Annotated in this window: 21 protein-coding genes; 5 read left to right on the forward strand and 16 right to left on the reverse strand. The window is 43.4% G+C overall.

What is annotated here, in order from left to right; all coding sequences use genetic code 11:
- The 5 genes from PY091_RS09570 to PY091_RS09590 all read right to left on the reverse strand — a co-directional run.
- Positions 1 to 654, reverse strand: a 654-nt coding sequence (locus PY091_RS09570) for a Calx-beta domain-containing protein (protein ID WP_275649444.1), incomplete at its 3' end; no start/stop codon positions are given.
- A 143-nt stretch (positions 655 to 797) separates the two neighbouring features.
- Complete coding sequence (fabD, locus tag PY091_RS09575) at positions 798 to 1,682, reverse strand: ACP S-malonyltransferase (RefSeq protein WP_275649445.1); 885 nt, start codon at positions 1,680 to 1,682, stop codon at positions 798 to 800.
- 101 nt (positions 1,683 to 1,783) lie between these two features.
- On the reverse strand, positions 1,784 to 2,299 hold the full coding sequence (locus PY091_RS09580; RefSeq protein WP_275649446.1) for a gamma carbonic anhydrase family protein: 516 nt from the start codon (positions 2,297 to 2,299) through the stop codon (positions 1,784 to 1,786).
- Positions 2,300 to 2,379: 80 nt separating this feature from the next.
- A complete protein-coding gene (locus tag PY091_RS09585; RefSeq protein ID WP_275649447.1) occupies positions 2,380 to 3,111 on the reverse strand; it encodes a LytR/AlgR family response regulator transcription factor in 732 nt (243 codons plus the stop codon).
- Positions 3,111 to 5,327: a tetratricopeptide repeat-containing sensor histidine kinase gene (locus tag PY091_RS09590; protein ID WP_275649448.1), complete on the reverse strand. Its 2,217-nt coding sequence runs from the start codon at positions 5,325 to 5,327 to the stop codon at positions 3,111 to 3,113. Before PY091_RS09590 ends, PY091_RS09585 begins: the two co-directional genes overlap by 1 nt.
- Positions 5,328 to 5,525: 198 nt before the next feature.
- On the opposite strand from PY091_RS09590, the gene PY091_RS09595 reads away from it, so the two are divergent.
- Entirely contained in the window at positions 5,526 to 6,698 is a 1,173-nt protein-coding gene (locus PY091_RS09595; RefSeq protein ID WP_275649449.1) for a vWA domain-containing protein, read from the forward strand.
- 52 nt (positions 6,699 to 6,750) lie between these two features.
- On the opposite strand, the gene PY091_RS09600 is transcribed toward PY091_RS09595, so the two are convergent.
- A complete protein-coding gene (locus tag PY091_RS09600) occupies positions 6,751 to 7,746 on the reverse strand; it encodes a PorP/SprF family type IX secretion system membrane protein (RefSeq protein ID WP_275649450.1) in 996 nt (331 codons plus the stop codon).
- A gap of 124 nt (positions 7,747 to 7,870) precedes the next feature.
- Between PY091_RS09600 and PY091_RS09605 the strand changes: the two genes are divergently transcribed.
- The 4 genes from PY091_RS09605 (at position 7,871) to PY091_RS09620 (ending at position 12,122) form a co-directional block, all read left to right on the forward strand.
- On the forward strand, positions 7,871 to 8,767 hold the full coding sequence (locus tag PY091_RS09605) for a NifU family protein (protein ID WP_275649451.1): 897 nt from the start codon (positions 7,871 to 7,873) through the stop codon (positions 8,765 to 8,767).
- Positions 8,768 to 8,837: 70 nt separating this feature from the next.
- Complete coding sequence (locus PY091_RS09610) at positions 8,838 to 9,038, forward strand: dodecin family protein (protein WP_275649452.1); 201 nt, start codon at positions 8,838 to 8,840, stop codon at positions 9,036 to 9,038.
- A gap of 68 nt (positions 9,039 to 9,106) precedes the next feature.
- A complete protein-coding gene (locus PY091_RS09615; protein WP_275649453.1) occupies positions 9,107 to 11,206 on the forward strand; it encodes a thioredoxin domain-containing protein in 2,100 nt (699 codons plus the stop codon).
- An 88-nt stretch (positions 11,207 to 11,294) separates the two neighbouring features.
- A complete protein-coding gene (locus tag PY091_RS09620) occupies positions 11,295 to 12,122 on the forward strand; it encodes a mechanosensitive ion channel family protein (RefSeq protein WP_275649454.1) in 828 nt (275 codons plus the stop codon).
- Here PY091_RS09620 and tsaB read toward each other — a convergent pair.
- The 10 genes from tsaB to PY091_RS09670 form a co-directional block, all read right to left on the reverse strand.
- Positions 12,119 to 12,799, reverse strand: a complete 681-nt coding sequence (gene tsaB, locus PY091_RS09625; RefSeq protein ID WP_275649455.1) for a tRNA (adenosine(37)-N6)-threonylcarbamoyltransferase complex dimerization subunit type 1 TsaB — start codon at positions 12,797 to 12,799, stop codon at positions 12,119 to 12,121. The genes PY091_RS09620 and tsaB overlap by 4 nt on opposite strands.
- A 16-nt stretch (positions 12,800 to 12,815) precedes the next feature.
- The gene (locus PY091_RS09630; RefSeq protein WP_275649456.1) at positions 12,816 to 14,165 is read right to left on the reverse strand and encodes a TolC family protein; all 1,350 of its coding nucleotides are present in this window, start codon (positions 14,163 to 14,165) and stop codon (positions 12,816 to 12,818) included.
- Positions 14,166 to 14,205: 40 nt separating this feature from the next.
- Positions 14,206 to 15,324: an efflux RND transporter periplasmic adaptor subunit gene (locus PY091_RS09635; protein WP_275649457.1), complete on the reverse strand. Its 1,119-nt coding sequence runs from the start codon at positions 15,322 to 15,324 to the stop codon at positions 14,206 to 14,208.
- Positions 15,325 to 15,363: 39 nt separating this feature from the next.
- Entirely contained in the window at positions 15,364 to 16,563 is a 1,200-nt protein-coding gene (locus tag PY091_RS09640) for an ABC transporter permease (RefSeq protein ID WP_275649458.1), read from the reverse strand.
- A gap of 59 nt (positions 16,564 to 16,622) precedes the next feature.
- Positions 16,623 to 17,852: an ABC transporter permease gene (locus PY091_RS09645; protein ID WP_275649459.1), complete on the reverse strand. Its 1,230-nt coding sequence runs from the start codon at positions 17,850 to 17,852 to the stop codon at positions 16,623 to 16,625.
- Complete coding sequence (locus PY091_RS09650) at positions 17,845 to 18,546, reverse strand: ABC transporter ATP-binding protein (protein WP_275649460.1); 702 nt, start codon at positions 18,544 to 18,546, stop codon at positions 17,845 to 17,847. The genes PY091_RS09645 and PY091_RS09650 overlap by 8 nt, the downstream gene beginning before the upstream one ends.
- A gap of 105 nt (positions 18,547 to 18,651) precedes the next feature.
- Entirely contained in the window at positions 18,652 to 19,752 is a 1,101-nt protein-coding gene (locus PY091_RS09655) for an efflux RND transporter periplasmic adaptor subunit (RefSeq protein ID WP_275649461.1), read from the reverse strand.
- Positions 19,753 to 19,790: 38 nt separating this feature from the next.
- Positions 19,791 to 21,047: an ABC transporter permease gene (locus tag PY091_RS09660; RefSeq protein WP_275649462.1), complete on the reverse strand. Its 1,257-nt coding sequence runs from the start codon at positions 21,045 to 21,047 to the stop codon at positions 19,791 to 19,793.
- Positions 21,048 to 21,058: 11 nt separating this feature from the next.
- The gene (locus tag PY091_RS09665) at positions 21,059 to 22,303 is read right to left on the reverse strand and encodes an ABC transporter permease (RefSeq protein ID WP_275649463.1); all 1,245 of its coding nucleotides are present in this window, start codon (positions 22,301 to 22,303) and stop codon (positions 21,059 to 21,061) included.
- A gap of 97 nt (positions 22,304 to 22,400) precedes the next feature.
- Positions 22,401 to 22,613, reverse strand: coding sequence for a hypothetical protein (locus PY091_RS09670; RefSeq protein WP_275649464.1), 213 nt, complete (start codon positions 22,611 to 22,613; stop codon positions 22,401 to 22,403).
- Positions 22,614 to 22,620: the final 7 nt, after the last annotated feature.

Raw genomic sequence — 22,620 nt, forward strand, 5'->3', positions numbered from 1 at the left:
GATCGTACCGCTGCCGCCCGTTATGGCAACGTAGTCGCCGTCCGCTGTGGTCGCGGTGCCGTCAGAGGTGTTCACATCAAAATCTATGTCCGCGGCGGCATTTCCGCCGCCGTCAACGCTTACCGTAAATATGAAGTCCGTGGTGCCGCCATCGCCCTCCGAAAGGGTCACATCGCCGATGCTGATCGCATCCAGGGCAACGTCGTCGTTGGTGATCGTGCCCACTCCAGTGTCATCCGTGATAGTCGCGTTCACCGGGTTGCTGATAACCACATTGAAGTCCTCGTCCAGTTCAACCGACGTGTCCCCGTTGACGGTGACCGTGACAGTCGTGCTGGGAGTGCCAGAGGTGATCGTACCGCTGCCGCCCGTTATGGCAACGTAGTCGCCATCCGCAGTGGTCGCGGTGCCGTCAGAGGTGTTCACATCAAAATCTATGTCCGCGGCGGCATTTCCGCCGCCGTCAACGCTTACCGTAAATATGAAGTCCGTGGTGCCGCCATCGCCCTCCGAAAGGGTCACATCGCCGATGCTGATTTGATCTTGCCCAAATCCGAATCCAATCCCAAAAAGAAAGAAAAGAACAAAGAAAATGTGTCCGCGTCCTACAAGGGTTCGCGATGTATCTGAGGGATTTTTGAATAAGGTCGACATCACCAGTACTATCAGTTTCAGTTTGTTTAAAAGCTAAATGTAGGTTGGCGATTTGGGAGCTACCAATATTACAAAAAAGGCAAGGAACATCCTTGCCTATTTAGTTTAAATCTCTATTTATTCGGATAAACTGTTTTCCTTAACTACGAAACTATGGCTGAACTGGTTTCGGCTTCGCGATGGATTTTTTTCACCAAGCCCTGCAACACCTTTCCAGGCCCTACTTCCACAAAGGATGCAGCTCCGTCCTTCACCATTTGTTGCACGCTCTGGGTCCACTTTACCGGAGCTGTCAATTGTAGGATCAAATTCTTTTTGATTTCCTCTGCATCGGACACTGCAGTGGTGGTCACATTTTGATAAATGGGACAACTTGGTGCATTAAATTGAGTGGACTCGATGGCAGCTGCCAACTCCTCTCTTGCAGGTTCCATTAACGGGGAGTGAAAAGCACCCCCAACAGGTAACAGCAAAGCTCTTTTGGCTCCTGCTTCCTTCATTTTTTCACAGGCGATGTTCACAGCGTCCACTTCACCGGAAATCACCAATTGCCCAGGACAGTTGTAGTTTGCCGGAACAACGATTCCCTCCACTTCGAAACAAATCTTTTCCACCACCTCATCTTCCAATCCCAAAACAGCCGCCATAGTACTTGGTTGCAGCTCGCATGCCTTTTGCATGGCAAGTGCTCGTTGTGAGACCAATTTTAATCCATCCTCAAAATTTAAAGCGCCGTTGGCCACCAGTGCCGAGAATTCCCCTAAAGAATGTCCCGCTACCATATCTGGCTTAAAACTATCTCCCAACACCTTGCTCAAAATCACCGAATGCAAAAAAATGGCGGGTTGTGTCACCTTGGTTTCTTTTAGGTCTTCGGCTGTTCCTTCGAACATAATATCGGTAATGGAAAACCCAAGTATATCATTGGCCCTTTCAAAAAGTTCCTGTGCTTCGGAGTGATTTTCATAAAGGTCCAGCCCCATACCTACAAATTGTGCTCCTTGTCCTGGAAAAATATATGCGTTCATAGTTGTCGAGTTTTTTGAGTGGGACAAAAATAGGGAATATTATCTGATGGATTCTTTGATTTTTGGATAGTTGGAATGTAGGACTTCTGGATGCAAAATCGTTACTCCCCTTTAAACCAACTGGAATATTTCACATAATTGTTGGCAATGCGGTCTATCTCACCTTTGGAGAGTTCCGGGCTGATATCCTTGATTTTCTTTGCGGGCATGCCTGCATAGATACTACCTGCCTCTACATGGGTTCCTTTGGTCACTACAGCTCCGGCGGCAATAATCGAATTACTTTCCACTATGCAATCATCCATGATAATACTTCCCATACCCACCAGCACATTGTCCTTTATGGTACAACCGTGAACAATGGCATTATGCCCAATGGATACATTGTTACCGATAGTGGTCGGTGACTTTTCATAGGTACAATGGATCACTGCGCCATCTTGCACATTGACCTTGTTTCCCATTTTTATAAAATGTACATCGCCCCTGATCACCGCATTGAACCATACACTGCATTGATCACCCATGCTTACTTCCCCCACAATAGTGGCATTTTCAGCTATAAAACAATCTTTTCCAATTTCTGGGGATTTTCCCCTAACGGGTTTAATAATCATTGGTGTGAATTTTATTTTTAGACAAAACCTATCTCTAATGCGCTTCGGCCGCGCTAAGGCAGATAACTTGAGCTGGCAATTTATTGAAAATATGACAACAGGTCTGCCTTTTTGGATGCAGAAACCGAAAGTTCCTTTCCATTGGAAAGCACAACACTGCCTCCTTTTCCCTTTTTGTATTTCACCACTTCGGAAACGTTTACCAAATATGACTTATGGATACGGGCAAAGGAATAGGGTTGCAGGGCTTCTTCAAAATATTTTAAGGTCTTGCTTACTACTATCTTCTTCTTCTCTAGATAAATTTCGGTGTAGTTATCGTCCGCCTTGCAGAAATAAATATCCGATACATCCAAGACTTGGAACCCATCTTGCTGGGGCAAGGTGATTTTACCCTCGGCACGGACCGGTCTTGCCTGCAATACCTGTCCTTCCAGTGCATTCTCCTTTTCTTTGATAGCGGCCACATAATCGACCGCCTTGATCAATTCATCAATATTAATGGGCTTCATAAGGTAATAGGCAGCATGATGGTTCAGCGCATCCATGGCGTATTGATTGTAGGCTGTCACAAAAATGGTCTCGAAATTTCGATCGGGAATCTGTTCCAAAAGGTCAAAAGCATTGCCAAATGGCATTTCCACGTCAAGGAACACAAGGTCCGGGCCATGCTCCTTGATTTGGCGCAGACCTTCTTCAATAGTGGCACCTTCTCCGAGCAAGGAAACGTTCTCACAGTATTTGGACAAATAGTTACGAAGGATTTCCCGGCTATTGGCCTCATCCTCCACGATCACCGCTTTTAATTCCATTATTGTTTTTTGAGTTTTAAGGATACCCGGGTACCCGTTTGGTCCGTATTTAGATCGGAAATAGATACATCGACCCGGTTTTTGTACATATCGTTCAAAATCTGGATACGTTTTTGAATATTGCCCATTCCTTTGGATTTCTGTTTCTTTTGATTGACCGTTTTCAATTCGGCCGATTTCTTTCTTCCAATTCCATTGTCTTCGATACAGATTTCGAGCAAATCGTTTGTCAGCTGTTTGACCTTGATCTTTAAAAATCCTTTGTCCTCCTTATACCTTAACCCATGCCAGATAGCATTTTCTATATAAGGCTGAAGCAACATTGGCGGTATTTCGAAGGCATCGATATCTATTTTGCCATCCACATCGATTTCATAATCGAACTTGTCCGAAAACCTCGAATGCTCCAGTTTCACATATAGCTCCAATAATTCAAGCTCTTTGACCAATGGAATAAAATCCTCTTCTGAATTTTCCAAAACACTGCGCATCAGCACCGAAAACTCGCTCAAAAAACGGTTTGCGCTCCGCTCATCGCTCTTTGCTATAAAATTGTTTACAGAATTAAGGGCATTAAAAATAAAGTGTGGGTTCATCTGGGTACGGAGCGACTTCAGGGCCAAAAGGTTATTGGCCAATTTTTGTTGCCTGTTGCTTCGATAGTACAAAAATGTGGTCAAGGCCATTAGGGCAATACCAAAGACCAAGGAATAGATGATCCACTTTTGACGCTTACTGGCTTCCTCGTACAACTGCTGCTCGGTAACTGCCAAGCTGTATTTGCTCTGACTCAATTCGCGTTCCTGTTCCAAGCTGGAAATGCGATTCTGTGTATTTGCTATTTCCCTATTAAAGCGAGCAGCTCGGGATATTTCCTGTTCTTTCCTGACATAAAGGCTGTCCACCACGGCCACATAATCTTGATAGGACTCCAACGCTTTGGTATAGTCTCCCTTATACTTGTACACTTCCGATAATTTTCGGGTCGCATCCTTTTGCACCACTAGGTCATCATCCCGATCGGCCTCGACAATACTTCTTTCCAGGTAGGGTATGGCCTCGTCCAGCTTATCCTGGGCAATATAGGCATTGGCTATCTTGTAGTTGATGCGCTGGCTAGTGATGGTATCCCTGGTACTTATCCCCTGTCCTTCCGAAGCCACTGCGGACCTTGGCAATTGTTGGAGTTCGTCCAGGTTCCGTTTCCTTAATTGGATCTCATCATTATAGCGGCTTTTTTGACTATAAAAATCGGCCACTTTCTCACTTTCCTGAATAAGTCGTTCCGGTGCTACTTTTTTTGATAGGTTCAAGGAGTTTTGGTAAAAACCTTCCGCCTCGATGACCCTGTTTTCCAGAGCAAAGGCATCAGCTATCTTTGAGCTTAGATCTATTTCCTTGGGAGATATCTGGTTTTTTTCGGCAATGAGCAATCCTTGTCTGTAATAATCCTGAGCCTCTTTTAGGTTGGTCAGTGCTTTATGGGCATCACCTAGGGCCTCAAAAAGCTCAACTCGTTGATAGGGTACCATATTTTTCACCTCCAACATGGGTTCCAAGATGGATATCGCACTTTCATGATTTCCGTTCAGAACATATGCTTTACCTAACAAAACTTTGGTTAGATTCGATTCTTGGGCGGACAATGCATCCTTAAAATTGGTGATGGCAAGATCGTACTGCTCATGGAACATGTAGATTTCCCCCAATGTCCGTAGCGAGGCCGAAAGCTCCCTTTTGTTTCCAGAACTGCCCAATGGCTCTATGGAACGAGCTATAAAATCGATGCTCTTTTCGAGATTCGACTTTTTGTAAAAATTTGCGGAGTCTAGAAATCGCTGGTGACTCATCAAATAATTCGCGGGACTCGCTATTTCACGTTTTTGTTTTTGGGAGGTCTCTCTTCTTTGGTATCCCTCCACCAATACATCCACATCTTCTCGGGATTTTATACGATAACGGACCGTTTCCAGTTCGGGTCCCTCCACGATCAACATATCACCAAGGGACACTTTTATCTTAAACTCCCCAAGTGCATCTGTCCGGGTGAACTGTCCCTTATCGGTGGAGACCTGCACCCCTGATATGGGCATGCGATTTTCCTTCCCCTTTACGGAACCGCTGATTTCAAACTGTCCTTGCGAAGGACCTTCCTGAGCCCACGTCCCGAAGACCGTTGCGAACAGAAGGAATAATATGTATGCCTTGCGTATCATAACTTAGGTAAACATACTGCTTCCCAAGCACTTTAAAAAATGGGAATCTCTCGTTTTTGGTGAAAAAACAAGCTGTTTCACCTTACTTACGAACTCATTCGGTACAGTCACTCATTTTACATCACAGATCACTCATTCATAGTTTTAATTCCTGTTTGTTGCCGATACATTTACCTCATCATTATAAATTATTGCATCATGAAACATATAAAATACATTTTGGGCCCTGCACTTCTATTGTTTATGACAGGAACCTGCTACGGTTGCGACCTCAACGCAAACACCACAGAAAGAACTACACTTATTACAAAGTCATCTGTTGAAAAACCAAAGGAACAATTCGTTAAAATAGCCTTGCTCCTGGACACCAGCAACAGTATGGATGGTCTTATCAATCAAGCAAAGGCCCAATTATGGGACATTGTAAATGAATTTACCTATGCCAAATGCGGCAACGATATTCGACCATCGCTTCAAATTGCACTGTACGAGTATGGAAACGACAACCTTTCTTCCAAAGAGGGATACATTCGTCAAGTTTTGGGCTTTAGCAATGATCTGGACGAGATTTCGGAAAAGCTTTTCTCCCTGACCACCAATGGAGGTGAGGAATACTGCGGGCAGGTGATACATTCTTCTTTAAGGCAATTGGATTGGGGCAAAAATGCCGATGATCTAAAAATGATCTTCATTGCAGGCAACGAACCGTTCACCCAAGGGAAGTTGGATTATAAAGATGCTGCCACCAATGCGAAAGAAAAGGATGTCATCGTAAATACTATTTTTTGCGGCAATTACGACCAGGGCATCAACGGAATGTGGAAAAAGGGCGCCTTGCTAACAGGCGGGGAATATATGGCCATTGACCATAATAGAAAAGTGGTTCATATTGCTACGCCATACGACGATATTATTATTCAATTGAATGCCAAATTGAACAAAACCTATATCTCTTATGGCTCCATAGGCAGGCAAAAAAAGGAACTGCAGTTTATCCAGGACAGCAATGCCGCTGAAATGGAAGAGGCCGTTGCGGTAAAAAGGGCAGTAAGCAAGAGTTCTAGGCTCTATAAAAATTCGAAATGGGACTTGGTAGATGCTGCTGAGGAAGATACCGACTTGATTTCCGAACTTCAAGAAAAAGACCTTCCCGAAGAGCTGAAAGGAAAATCCGAAAGTGAAATAAAAGCCTTTATCCAGGAAAAAAAATCGGAACGTATGGAAATCCAAAACAAGATCCAGGAACTTAATGCCAAACGGGAAAAATATATTGCCGAAAACGCATCACAAGAAACCGGTGAACTAGAAAATGCCATGATCTCGGCCATAAAGGCACAAGCTTCCAAAAAAAATTATAGTTGGGATAGATAGGTGCTGTTGAACACCATGTGTAAAGTGGTCCACCCTTAAACGGTGGGCCATTTTAATTGTTGGCCGCTGGACAATAACAATCGTAGCGTTTACCATCATCTCTTTGTCCAAAATCGTAACCGAGGGTGATCTGATGGAACCCGCCATTGTCGAAGCGTATATCCCCAGATTGATAGGAATAATTGTACGAGAACATGAACCTATTGACATTCACCCCAATAATCGGTGTAAATAATTGCAGACGCTGCTCCCCAAATGATCCATTGGTCTGATATTGGGCCCCATCAAAACTTCTACGATAGGATAATCCCGCCCAAACCGTACCAAAACTTACATCACGATAGACCTTGGCGTTTAGGTCAACGGTCTTTTCCTTTGTAAAATCGGTCATTTGAAAAAGAATGGATGGCTCAATTCGCGTGCTCCTTCCAAAAACATAGCCCACAGAAAAAAGATAACGTCTCAAATTATCGAATTCAGCAGCGGTATATAAGTCCCTTCCACTGCCCAATAGGTTCAAAACTGCGGCATGTGCGTAAAATTCGAACAGGTTATAGGAAACACCTAGATCAACATTAAAATAACTTGTAGTATTCTTTACCCCTGTTACAATGGGATCGGGAATCACCGACCTAAATTCCGATTCGTCCAAACTGCTCAATATCACCCCCGCACTTAATCCAAATGAAAGTTGGTTCAAGGTTCTAAAATCCCCTGCCAATTGCAGATGGTGCGCATAGGTGGCCTTAAAACCGGTTTGGGAATGATAACCATTGGAATCATTGAAGAGTATGCCCCCTATCCCACTTCGTTCACCAACCCTGGAATTTATGTTCAAAGTCTGTAGACTAGGTGCCTCATCCACATTGAACCACTGTTTTCTAGCGGTCAGACGAATCTTGGTCCCTTCCGCAATACCTGCCATGGATGGGTAAACCAAGTAATAATTGTCCGCCAAGTAATCAAAATACACGGGAATACCTTCCTGTGCCTTGGCCATGGACCCAAAAAACAGGGCTATGATAATCGAGGTTAAGATACGTCTCATGTGACGATTGGGGCTAATGGTTGTTGAATACGATAAAACAATAACATAACGGAAAGCTCAGTACATTATTATAATATTTTGCTACGCATCCCAACTATTGGTATTTTTGCATCAAAGTTTCAAGATGAAAGAGTACAACATTACAGTTGTTCCTACGAACAACCCCAAGATAATCAAGTTCGAGACCAATCATTTTTTGGTAAAGGGCAATTACGAATATAAAAACATAGACGAGGCCAAAAATTCCCCTTTGGCCCAACAGCTATTCTATCTTCCTTTTATCAAGACCGTTTACATAGCCAGTAATTTCGTGGCTTTGGAACGTTTTGACATTGTGGAATGGGAAGATGTAAAGGATGAGGTGGCCCAACAATTGGTGGAATACCTCAACGCGGGAGAAACCGTTGTAAGCGAAGAAGAGGTCAAAAAGAAACAGCCTATTACGGTATATGCGGAGGTAACACCAAACCCTGCCGTGATGAAGTTTGTTTCCAACAAAAGAATTGTTCCCAGTACCTACGAGTTCAAGAATATCGACGAGGCCAAGGATTCACCTTTGGCAAAGGAACTCTTCCATTTTCCTTTTGTAAAAGAGGTTTTTATGGATGAGAATTATGTTTCCGTGACCAAATACGAAGTTGCGGATTGGGAGGAAATCAACATGCAGCTCCGCGAGTTTATAAGGGATTATTTGGCCGATGGCAAAGAGGTCGTTACCGCTGAAGCCATCCAAAAAAGTAAGGAAACTGTGGAACAAAACACAGTCCAGACCGACTATGACGACACCTCACAACAGATCATAGCCATTTTGGAGGAATATGTAAAACCTGCCGTTGCAAGTGATGGCGGTAACATTCTATTCCAGTCTTATGAAGAAGAGAGCGGTACGGTCAGTGTTATCCTTCAAGGAGCGTGCAGTGGGTGTCCATCATCAACATTCACCCTTAAAAACGGTATCGAGACCATGCTCAAGAACATGATGGGCGAAAAAATACGTGAGGTTGTGGCGCTCAATGGATAATTAATGGCTTTATACTGCCTTTTTCCCATCAAAATTTGTTAAATTAAGGGGAATCAAAAAAACATTGACCATGGCAGTATTAAAAGTTATTGAAGTATTGGCGAATTCCAGTAAAAGTTGGGAGGATGCCGCAAACAAAGCATTGGAACAAGCCTCAAAATCCGTAAAAAACATTCGGTCCATTTACATTAATGAGCAAAGTGCCACAGTAAAGGACGGGAAAATTGATGATTACAGAGTGAACGTAAAGATCACTTTTGAAGTACAGTAAAAAAAAGAAAGAATAAAAGATGCGTCCGGTACCGGACGCATTTTTTTATGCTACAATCTGCCCTATTGATGAAAAAAATAATTTTCTTCATAGTACTCGGAACCGCAGTCGTGGGCTGCAAACAAAAATCAGACAACGTGAACCATAAATATACCAATGCCCTAATCAACGAAACCAGTCCCTATCTATTGCAACATGCGCACAACCCCGTTAACTGGGAGGCCTGGCATCCGGAAGTATTGGAGAGGGCCCAGAAAGAGGACAAACTCCTATTGATCAGCATTGGATATGCGGCATGTCATTGGTGCCATGTTATGGAAAAAGAATGTTTTGAAGACGAGCAGGCTGCCAAGGTGATGAACGAAAACTTCATCAATATAAAAATCGATCGCGAAGAGCGACCCGATGTGGACCAGATCTATATGGATGCCATCCAAATGATATCGGGACAAGGGGGATGGCCACTCAACATTGTCGCATTGCCCGACGGAAGACCCTTTTGGGGTGCGACTTACGTTCCAAGGGATAACTGGATAAAATCTTTGGAACAACTGGCAGAGCTATATAGGAAAGACAAATCAAGGGTCACCCAATATGCAACCGATCTTGCCAATGGACTCCAGGCAATCAACCTTGTGGAAAACGACACAGAAAGTGAGCGTTACTCCATGGATCAGTTGGAGGCTGCAGTGCACAATTGGTCACAACACTTCGACACCTTTATGGGAGGACATAAACGGGCCCCAAAATTTATGATGCCCAATAATTGGGATTTTTTATTGCACTATACCAAAGCTACAAATAAACCACAGATCATGGAATTTGTGGACACTACCCTTACACGAATGGCCTATGGGGGCATATACGACCATGTTGGCGGAGGTTTTTCCAGATATGCCGTGGATATCAAATGGCATGTACCACATTTTGAAAAAATGCTGTACGACAACGGTCAATTGACAAGCCTCTATGCAAAAGCCTACGCAGTAACAAAAAATGAACTTTACAAGGATGTTGCCTCCCAAACCATAGCTTTTGTAAAAGAAGAGCTCATGGACAAGAGTGGCGGCTTTTACTCCTCTTTGGATGCGGACAGCCTAGATAAAAATGGACAGTTGGAAGAAGGCGCCTACTACGTCTGGACTCAAGGGGAACTCACTCAATTGTTGGGAAAGGATTACGAGATTTTCCAGGATTATTTCAACATTAATTCTTACGGACACTGGGAAGATGGAAATTATGTACTGATCAGGGATAAAAATGATAAGGAAATAGCCGACAAATACAACCTGGAAGTTTCCGGGCTGAAGAACATAATCCGGAAAAGTCTTGACATACTTAAAACTGAAAGGAACACACGCTCCAGACCTCGACTGGACGATAAAATCCTGACCTCTTGGAACGGCCTTATGCTTAAAGGATTAGTGGATGCCTATCGTTACCTGAGCAAACCGGAATACTTAGATCTCGCAATAAAGAATGCCGAATTCATCCAACAGCAAATGATCAAGGACGATAATTCCCTGCACCGAAACCATAAGGAAGGTAAAAGCAGTATCAATGGGTTCCTTGATGACTATGCTACCGTTATCGACGGTTATTTTTCCCTCTACGAGATTTCTTTTGATGGACAATGGCTAAGGTTGGCCAAAAGGCTTTTGGACTATGCCATAGAACATTTTTTGGACGACACTTCCGGAATGTTCTTTTATACCTCGGATGTGGATCGATCATTGATCAGAAGGACCATCGAAGTGGACGACAATGTGATTTCCTCCTCCAACTCCATGATGGCCATCAATCTCTTCAAATTCGATAAGTTATTTCCCAATAAGGGCTATGGCAAAATATCCGAACAGATGTTGAAAAACGTTCAGAAAGATTTTGATCGAAGGGCACAAGGTTTTTCGAATTGGCTGCATTTGGTTCTCTTTCAAAACCAGAACTTTTATGAAATTGCGGTGCTTGGTGATGATTTCAAAACCATGGCACGTGAAATCGGAAAGGAATATAATCCCAATAGTATCTTGGTAGGTTCGAAAAAAGACGGAAGTCTGGAACTACTGAAAAACAGAACGGTACCCGGAAAAACATTGGCCTACGTTTGCCAGCACGGAGCTTGCAAACTACCAGTCTCAAGTCCAGCGCAGGTTTTGGACCAGTTATAGCCCGACCAACATTAACATTTGTTTAGAAACCTATTCTTTTATTTTGTTTTAATAATCTGTAGGTTGCTGTTAAAACTAAAAAACCATTATGGAAGAACTAGAAAATTATCAAGATTACATAGACCAAGCTGTTGAATGGGCAGTGGATATTTTACCCAACCTCATCACAGCGATTGTTATATTTTTTATTGGGCTATGGGTCATTACTTTTATCAATAAAATGGTTCGTCGCTTTTTCGCGAAAAAGGATTATGATGAAACTCTTGAATCCTTTTTACAAAGTTTCATTAGCATAGTCCTCAAAGCTTTGCTGTTCGTGTTGGTGATCACCCAACTGGGAGTAAAAACATCCTCGCTGGTAGCCATTGTCGGTGCTGCGGGTCTTGCCATTGGTCTGGCTCTTCAAGGTTCCTTGGCGAATTTTGCGGGAGGGGTACTCATCCTTATTTTTAAACCGTTCAAAGTAGGTGATTTTATATCGGCTCAAGGAGTGGATGGCACGGTAAAGGAAATTTCCATTTTCAATACCAAACTGAGCACCTTCGGCAACCAGATTGCCATCATCCCCAACGGTCAATTATCCAATGGCAACATTGTAAACTATAATATGGAAAGTACCCGTAGGGATAAGATCGATGTGGGCATAGGATATAGCTCCAACATCAAGGAAGCCAAGGAAATCCTACTTCAGATATGTGCCGATAATCCAAGCATCAATACTGAGCCGGCACCAGAGGTGTATGTTGGTAATCTGGGTGATAGTTCCGTAGACCTTACGTTGCGGTTTTGGGCCAATAACGATGTGTTCTGGCCTGCACACTTTTATGTGATAGAACAGACCAAATTACGTTTTGATGCAGCGGGAATCGAGATTCCGTTCCCACAAAGGGTGATGCATCAAATGAAAGAAGATTAAGCTTTCTTTTTTTTCTGCTGAAGGACAAAATCCTTGAGGTAATAGGGCTCAAAATAAGCTACATCCTCAAAGTGTTTGGATTCATATTTTTTGAATGCTATGGAAGCCATATCCTTGGCAGAAGGAACAACGGATTCATTAAAAATAAAATTGGGGTGTCGCAAGACAACCTTACATTTTTCTGCACCACTCCCAACGAGGTACACCTTGTTATCCGAGACGTATTCCTTAAAGGATAACTCATTGATTACCTCTGCCCTTGTTTCTCTTACTTCGCTATTATTGACATCGTATACACAGGAATACACCTCCATACGCCGTGCATCCAATACAGGGATTACCAATTCACCTGAGTTTAATTTTATCTGGTGTGCCATACTCTGTAAAGTGGGCACGGAAATCAATGGTAAATCCAAGGAAAAACACAATCCTTTTGCAGAAGAGACCCCGATACGTAGACCCGTGTATGAACCTGGCCCTTTGCTAATCGCAACGGCATCAAGGTCCGAAAATGACAAAGAAGCCTCTTGCAAGGCTTCTTTGATAAATATGTGCAATTGCTCGGAATGTGAATAATTTACAGCATTGTTCTCTTTTAGGACAATTATGTTATCATCCTTTGAAATGCTCACCGAGCAGTTGGTAGTTGCTGTTTCTAAATTTAGTATTACGGCCATAGCGGCCACAAAGATACTAGTTTAATGAAATCGGTATACCAAAGTAGAACTCCAAAATTTTCAATCTGAAGATATAATCGTACTTGGTACGGATGGCATCGGCTTGAGCATTCTCCACTCTAGCTTGCGCCTGACTGTACTCGAAAGCATTCATTAATCCGACATCGTATCGTTCCTTGGCGTATTCGTAGGACAAACGCCTAGCCTCCAAGGTTTTTTCTGCAGCGACATAGGCCTTTTCAAACGTATTTACGTTTACATAGGCTTGCTGAATTGTGCTTTCAAGAGCCAATTTATCTTGCTCCAATTGTAATTTGGCCTTTTCCAAACTGATTTTAGACCGCATCACATTATTACGTGTACTCCATCCATTGAAAATTGGGATATTCAACTGCGCACCATAACTGATACCGTCAAAAATCCAGAGCTGATCGGTGAAGTTTGGCGTGTAAGGCACACCGTTCCCATCGGGAATCTGCGTCACATCGGAATATCTTGTACCATATTGAAAGAATCCCGACAAGGTTGGCAGGTATCCTCCCTTGGCTATCTTTAAATCCTGTTCCGCCAGATCCACATTGGATTCCGAGAACTTTATGTCGTTCCTAAAGCTCAATGCCTTATCAAAAATCACTTTGGGTGAGTTGCTAAGAATATCCGATGGTGGAATATCAAATTCCTCTTCCGCGATATCGAAATTCTCATAATCCGTAATCTGTAGCAATTGCGCCAAATTCACACGTGATATCAAAACAAGGCTCTCACCATTGATGATCTGCTGCTCCTGATTGGCTGCCGTAGCCTCTATTTCCAATAGGTCTCCTCTCGGGACCACACCGGATTCAACCAGTTCCTTGGTCCTTTTAAGATCTTGTTCGGTCACGGCATACTGCGCCCTAAAGGTCTTTAATTGTTCCTTATTGGAGACCACTTGTAAATAGGCGTTGGCCACATTCAATCTAATATCATCCTTCAAATTGTCCAGACGGTACTGACTTGCTATGGCGCTCATCTTTGCCCTGTTCAGGCGGTTAATGTTCCTCAACCCATCAAAAAGAGTAACATTGGAGCTTATTCCTGCGTTTACGTTAAATGCCGTACTGTTCGTGGGCAAGTTGTTTGTTGGGTTAATGGAGAAACCTGTATTGCTCGATGCGGAAGTAGACCCGTTAAGGCTGGGCAGCAAATTCCCAAGTGCATCGGATTTATCTATTTTGGCATTCTCCAAATCCAATTCAAATTGTTCTACGCTCAAGTTATTCTCTACTGCATACGCCACACATTCCTCAAGTGTCCATTTGCGCATTTGCGCATTGGAAAAAGAAACTGCGAACAACAGTATTAATATCGTTATGCTATTTTTCATTCGTTTTTTGATTTTGGTTTATAAAATGATTCAGCATGGATTAATCTTCGTCAGATCTGCTCTCGAGCTTGTTCCAAACCTTGATCTTATCATCTTCGCCAATACCTGATACAATTTCTACATCTATACCATCACTGACGCCAAGTTCCAAATCCCTTCGCTCGAATTCATTTTCACCCGTCTGCACTTCCACATAGGGCTTTTCTGTCTCCTTATCGAACTGGAGCAAAGCCTCTTTTATGGAAAGGACATCCTTTTTCTCTTCCAAAACAATGGATGCATTCGCACTGTAACCGGCCCTAACGTATGAAGTGCCATCGCCTTCCTTTACATCCAGGTCGCCCTCGATCTTAAACTGTACCGCACCTTCTTCCTCAACACCCTTTGGTGCGATGAATTTTAGCTTTGCATCGAACTTTTGTTCTTCCAATGCCCCAAGACTTATTTCCAATGGCATTCCAACGCTTAATTTGCCTACCTCGGCCTCGTCGACCTCGCCTTCAAAGATCATTTTGGACATATCGGCGATAGTGGCAATGGTAGTACCCTCGTTAAAGTTGTTACTTTGGATGACCTGGTCTCCTTCCTTCACTGGAATTTCCAGTATGGTTCCGGAAACTGTCGCCCTAATATTGGTATTGGCACTGGAAGATCCACCTGCAGATCCTTTTCTGATAATCTGGTAATCGGCCTGGGCATTCTTGAGTTCTTGCATTGCCTGCTCATAGGTCAATTTCAAGTTGTTATAATCCTGATTGGAAATCACACCTTTGTCGAACAACGTTTTGTTTCTATCATATTCCAATTTGGCGTTGTTCAATGCCAATTCTGCGTTGCGCACACGACCGGCCGCTTGGTTCAAGGATTGCTCGTTGGGAACTACCTTGATTACGGCGATAAGGTCCCCTGATTCTACCCGAACACCTTCCTCCAACATGATTTTATCGATAATTCCGGAAATTTGAGGTTTGATATTGATCTCGTCCTCAGGTATCACCTTACCGGTTACGATAACCTTATTTACAATGTCCTTTCGTTCTGCTGTTTCGGTCTTATACAGCTCTACAGGAGTACTGTTCTGCTTTAAAAAGTAGACTACAGCGGCCAAAATACCAATGACCACTACCCCTATCAATCCGTATTTTACATACTTGTTCATTCTTGCTTATTTGATTTCGTTATTTAATTGTATTGATGATTATTCTTCTCTTAATGCATCTATAGGTTTAATCTTTACCGCCCTGTTTGCAGGCAACAGTCCAATGAGCACACTCAGCCCTACCATAAGGATAAAGGATATGACAAACTGAGGTATACTTATCATGGGCTGTACAAAGGGAAAATCGTCCCCACTGCCCCACATGGAATTCATAATGGACAATATTCCTACGGCTATGGCAAATCCTACCAGCCCGGCAAACGCGGTCAATACGATCGCCTCGATCACGATTTGGCGCTTAACGATTATAGGAGTGGCCCCTAAGGCTCGCCTTACACCTATTTCCTGGGTACGTTCCTTTACCGTGATCAAAAGAATATTACTGATCGCAATGACCCCTGCCAACAAAGTGAAAATCCCGACAAAGAATGAGAACCCTTGAAGAACTGTGGTAAAGGCAGTAATACTGTTGAATATTTCCGACATATCGAAACTGCCTATGGCACGTTCGTCATCTGGATGGATATCGTACTTGGTCTTTAGGATGGTCTTTATCTGGCTCTCCACGAATGCTACAGGGGTACTTTCCTCCACTGCAATGGCCATCCATCCCATTCGATCACCGGAATTAAAGGCTTTTTGAAAGGTGCTAAACGGAATAAACACCGCATTCTCACCATCTATATTGATATTATTGTTCGGTTTATAGATTCCTACCACCGTAAAATAAACACCATTGATTCGGATTTCCTCGCCCATGGCCTTTTCACCCTTTTCAAAAAGGAGCTTATAGGTTTCCTCCCCTATTACACACACTTTTTTGGAATCTTCAATGTCGGTTTGGTTCAAGAACCTACCTTCCACCAATTTCTTTTTGGTAATGTTATCTATCTCCGGATAATCCCCGTAAACGGCGGAACCACTGGTCTGCCCATTTCTATATACACTTACCGTTCCCCTATGGCTTGCCAACTCAATTCTAGGAGCCAGTACTTCTATCTGGGGAATCTGCTTTTTCAAAATATCCGCATCTTCCAATTTGTACCGTATCCGTCTTCCACGTTCGAAACCTTTGTAGGGCTCAGAGGTAGATTGCCCCCATACGAACAAGCTATTGGAAGCTGTTCCTGCAAATAGCTTATTGAATCCGTTGCTCATACCATTGGCAGAACCCAATAACAGCACCAATATGATCATGGCAAAGATTACCCCCAACATGGTCAGGAAGGTCCTGAACATGTTTTTACCCAGGGTATGAAAAATTTCTATCCACAAGTCTTTATCAAATAACCACATAACTATTTATCACTTAGTGCAACAATGGGTTTCACATTTGCAGCTTTCATGGCCGGCAACAAACCTGCCAACACCCCTGCAACTATTAAAATAATAGTGGCCGTAACCACAACCGATAGGCTTACCGATGGATTGCTGAATGCCGGTGTCTCGATCATTGGACCGATTGCGGCCAAGATCATCCAGGCAAACAACAAGCCTACAAATCCCGAGATGGCCGTGATAAAAACAGACTCCAAAAGGACCAGGTTCACAATTTGTCTGGGCCTAGCCCCCAATGCCTTTCTTACCCCAATTTCCTTTGTACGTTCTTTGATCGTGAACACCATGATGTTCCCGATGCCAACGATACCAGCGATCAAGATCAAGAACCCTACTCCAATACCTATCCCTTTAAGAACAGCGGTAAAGCTGCTGATATCATTGAACGCTTCGGCATAATTCCAAACATTGAGACCTGCTTGGTCCTCAGGCGCTATCTTATGTCTTCTCTTCATTAATATTTCCAAACGCTCCGAAAATTCGAGTGCCTCGGCCAAATCATAATTTGGGTTGTAGGTCAATGCAATACTTGCTATCTCATTGGTATTCCCATAAATTCTTTGATAGGTACTTACAGGGGCATAGATTCGTCTTTCGGCATTATCGTCCCCATCATCCGTAAATACACCGATGACCCTGAACGGCAATCCGTTGAATTCAACAAATTTCCCCAACGGATCTTCTTTTTTGAAAAGATCTTCAGCAACCTTTCTTCCGATGACGGCCACCTTTGCCTTGTTGATGATATCCGCCTCGTTGATATACCTACCTGCGGTAACCAAGGTCTTTTCTATGGCCTGATGGTCGGGGTGTGTTGCCTGTACGGAATAAGAACCCGTTTCATCCTTATATCGAGCAGTGGCATTGCCGTAATATCTGGCACTTATATATTCAATATCCTTTGGAAAACTCTCCTTAATGTACTCAAGGTCATCATTCTTCAATTGGATGCGTCTACCTGCCTCGAATCCACCATATGCTTTGGAAGTGGTACCCGGACGTACAAAAATGGAATTGGTGGCATCATCGTTGAACTGTCCTACGAAACCGTTCTGCATACCATTTACCGATGCAAGGAGCATCACCAATATAAAGATGGCCCATCCCACTGAGAAACCTGTTAAAAAGGTCCTCAGTTTATTGGTCTTGAGCGTATTGAATATTTCCTGCCAAACGTCCCGATCAAACATACTGTTCCGCTCTTACTTGTTCAACTTTTTTATCTTCCACAATAACACCATCCTTTAGGTGCACGATACGTTTGCACATATGTGCAATATCCTCCTCGTGGGTCACCACCAAAATGGTGTTCCCTTCATCATTGATTTTTTGGATAAGGTCCATGACCTCGTACGATGTTTTACTGTCCAAGGCCCCCGTTGGCTCATCTGCCAAAAGCACCTTTGGTTCCGCTGCCATGGCGCGTGCAATGGCCACCCTTTGCTTCTGCCCACCGGAAAGTTCGCTAGGCAAGTGGTCTGCCCATGGTTTAAGGCCCACTCTTTCCAAATACTTCATAGCCTTTTCTTGGCGTTCCTTTCGAGGTACTTTTTGGTAATACAATGGGAGTGCTACATTTTCGGCGGCACTTTTGTAATTGATAAGGTTGAAGGATTGAAAAATGAAGCCCAAGAACTTGTTCCTATACTGGGCTGCTTTTGTCTCGCTCAGGTTTTTGATAGGAACACCATCAAGGTTGTACTCACCTGAATCGGCACTATCGAGCATTCCCAAGATATTCAACAAAGTGGATTTGCCAGAACCGGAAGAGCCCATAATGGCGACCAGCTCACCTTCTTCCACTTTAAAATTGATTCCCTTTAAAACATGAAGGGAATTGCTTCCCATTTTATAGGATTTATGAAGATCTTTGATTTCTATCATGATTGATGACGTTAGCTATCTTACTTTTACTTCTGCTAGTAAGACATATATGTTGTTAAATTGTTACAAGATTTTTCACTTTTTTTCTAAATGGTAGTATTTCCATTATTCTTCAGCCAGCGCGTTCCACACCTTAACCTTGTCAGAAGCCGTTATACCAGACCGTACTTCGACAAAAATGCCATCACTGACGCCTAGTTCCACCTCCTTTTTTTCAAATTGCTGGTCAGCGGTCTCAACTTCCACAAATGGCTTCTTTGTATCATCGTCAAACTGGACCAGGGCTTCCTTCACGGCCAATACACTATCGGCCCTTGCCAAAATTATGGATGCATTGGCACTGAGGCCCGCCCTGATAAATACGGTATCGTTCTTTTTTAAGGTTCCCTTTATTTCGAACTGAATGGCACCGTTTTCTTCCTTGCCCTTGGGAGCAATATAATCCAGGACAGCATCGAAGACACGGTTTTCAATGGCCCCTACGGTAATTTCCAACGGCAGGTCTTCCTTTATCTTCCCGACTTCGGATTCATCCACTTTGCCCTCAAATATCATTTTATCCACATCGGCAATGGCTGCAATGGTAGTACCTTCGTTGAAGGTATTGCTCTCGATTACCTGATTGCCCACCTCTACCGGCACCTCAAGTACCATTCCGCTAACAGTCGCCTTGATCAAGGTATTGGCCGAGCTGCTCAAACCGCTCGTGGTTCCAGTTTTTACGATATCGTACCTTTTATTGGCAGCTGCATAGGCTTGTTTTGCCTGATCATAGGATACTTGCGCCCGCTCAAGGTCGGTTTTGGGCACCACACCCTTGCCAAAGAGTTTTGATTGACGCTCATAATTCCTTTTTTGGTCATCCAAGTTGATCTTGGCCTCATCAATGGCATTTCGTGCATCATTTAAAGCGGAGAGATTCGGAACGACCTTGATCTTGGCCAGAAGATCTCCGGATTTCACATAATCCCCTCCTTCCACATAAATCTCTTCGATGACCCCTGAGATATTGGGTTTTATCAAAACTTCTTCCAAAGGCAGGATACTGCCCGTGGCCACCGCTTTTTTTACAATGGTCTGTTTGGATGGGGTTTCCGTTTCATACACTACAGGGTCCTCTGCATTCTTTTGATACAAGTAGTACATGGAGCCACCGAACACTATTACGATGAGCAACAAGATGACAATGGTTACCGATTTTTTCATTTCTATTATTGTTAATTGATTGATTCTTACCTATTATTCTATTCTGTTCGCAATGCTTCTATGGGCCTAACCCTTATTGCGCTTTGTGCCGGGATAAATCCTGCCAACAGTCCCGAGACCATTAAAATGGTCAAAGCCCCTGTGACTACGCCTACACTGACACTTGGACTCATGAACATATCTACTGGACCAATACTGTCCAAAAGGGAATTGATACCGAATATGACCAAGGAACCCAATATGATCCCTACCATACCTGAAATCAATGTCAGGAAAATGGATTCCATTAAAATTTGCTTTTTAATGGACCATGGCTGTTCGCCCAACGCCCTACGTATGCCTATTTCCTTGGTACGTTCCTTGACCACGATGAGCATGATATTACTGACACCTATAATCCCTGAAAGCAAAACCATGATCCCTACGATATAAGCAACCGCCTTTAAGGCCCCGAAAAGACTTTCAACACGATTGTATTGCTCGTACAGGTCAAAATAGCCTACTGCCCGGGTGTCCTCCGGGTGAACTTTATGACGCTGCTTCATCACATCGACTATTTTATCCTTTAACTGCGAAATGGAACTGCCATCGTTTGCCGTAATGGCCATCCACCCCACGTCTTCTCCTCGGTTAAAGGCTTGTGAAAATGAAGTAAAGGGCACAAATATCTCCTTTTGGCCTTCTTCGCCTCCTCCGCTATTGTTCTTTTTATAAGTACCAATGACCATAAAATTCACTCCTTGTATTTTGATATAGGTACCAAGGGCTTCTTCATCCTTATCGTACAGATCGTTTTTGACCCCTTGCCCGATGATGGCCACCTTTCTTTTCTCCCTGATGTCGTTATAGTTCAAGAATCTCCCCGAAGTGACGGCCATAGGGTCTTGGTTAATGATTTCGGGATAATCCCCATACACATTGTAAGCCCCTGTTCGAATACCACGGACTACATTGTTGTTCCCACCAAAGCCTCCCAGTTGGTTACGTGGAGAGATAAACCTGAGATTGGGAACATTGTCCCGAAGAGCTTCCACATCACCTATTTTAAATTCAAACCGTCTGCCTTTTGGCAAACCTTCGTAGCCCTTGGTAGTGGCCCTGGTCCACATAAACATGGTATTTGTGGCTATGTTTCCAAAATCTTGTTTGATACCGTTTTCCAATCCTTTACCTGCCGCCAAAAGCACAATAAGGATGAAAATTCCCCAGCAGACACCAAAGGCCGTGAAGATGGTGCGCCACACATTGGTCGTGAGCACCTCGATAATTTCCCGCCATCTATCTTTATTGAACATATCAGCTTAGTTTATTCGTCCCTCAAGGATTCGATTACCTTTACTCTTGCTGCTCGGTATGCGGGCACAAAACCTGCCAAGGTTCCTGCCACGATCAATACAATTACCGTTGAAAAGGCCACATTAAAGTTCACGGACGGATTCATGATATAGTCGACCTCAATATTGGGACCTACGAGTTCCAATAACGCCATACTAAATATAAGTCCGCCAAAACCTGAAATCGCGGTAACAAAAATGGCTTCGTGCAAAATCATGCCAATAATGGACCATGGCTTTGCTCCAAGGGCCTTTCGTATACCTATTTCACGAGTTCGTTCTTTTACTACGATCATCATAATATTGCTAACCCCTACAACCCCTGCAATAATGGTACACACTCCCACAAACCAGAAGAAAAGCTTGATATTGTTGGTGAGGCCATAATAACGTTTGGCCTCTTCCATGGCACTCCAAACCTCTATACCCCCTGTATCGTCCGGAGCTATTGTGTGGGCTTGTTGCAAATACTGCCTAAGTCCGTTCTTAAAATCAACGGCCTGTGCCACTGCCTGATCAAAATTATCCACTGGCGGTAGGGTAAAGGACAGATTATTAAGTCTATTACCCCCGTTAAAAGTGCGTTGGGCAGTAGTAATGGGTATATAGATCCTTTCCTCTTCTCGATCTTCCATCTCTTTATATACCCCTATTACTTTAAATGGGATACCAGAAATATCTATGAACTCGCCAATGGGAGTATCCACTTCTGCAAAAACATCTGTTTTTATCTTATTTCCAATGATGGCCACTTTACCATTGGACACTTCATCTTGGTAATTGATGAATCTACCCTCGAGCATTTTGGCATTCTCGATAAATTGAAAATCCGATGCCACACCCTGAACCCCATAGATAAGTGCCTCCTTCCCGTAGTTTACACTCACCCCTCTAACAAAAATCCTAGCCGAACCATATTCAATATCGTCTTGGAACATAGCACTTGCCTTATCGAAATTTTCATTGACCAGCTGAATCCGTCTTCCAGGGTTCAGGCCTTTGTATTCTTTAGAAGTTATTCCCGGCCAAACCCATACACTGGTGGATGCATCTTGCTTGAACTCGTTTTCGATTCCGTTGCGCATACCTTGGCCAAATCCTAGAAGGATTACCAATATAAATATTCCGGAGGCCACGGAAAGCCCCGTTAAAAAGGTGCGGAGTTTGTTCTTTCGTATGGTGTCAAATATTTCTTGCCACCGTTCAAGGTCGAACATGGGTTAGCGATTTTTGATTGATGAGTAACGCAATGGTTCACCAATAAGACCACTAAAGCCGACAAATGTTACAGTTTGAAGTAAAAATAATGGGTTTTTAACCCCTCATTTTCCGATAAATGAAATAGAATAGGCCAGCGACTAAGACATAAGGAACGGCCATAAGATATATGATTCCGTTGTTAATGGCCTCTGCAGTTTTACCATCGGACTCGCTTTCCACCACCGCTCGGCACATGGCACATTGGGCTTCGGCGAAAGTGGGGAAAACCAAAAATAAAAATAATATGACCAGCAATCTTGTTCTCATGTAAGTC

The organism is Flagellimonas okinawensis, assembly GCF_029194005.1.
GTDB lineage: Bacteria > Bacteroidota > Bacteroidia > Flavobacteriales > Flavobacteriaceae > Flagellimonas > Flagellimonas okinawensis.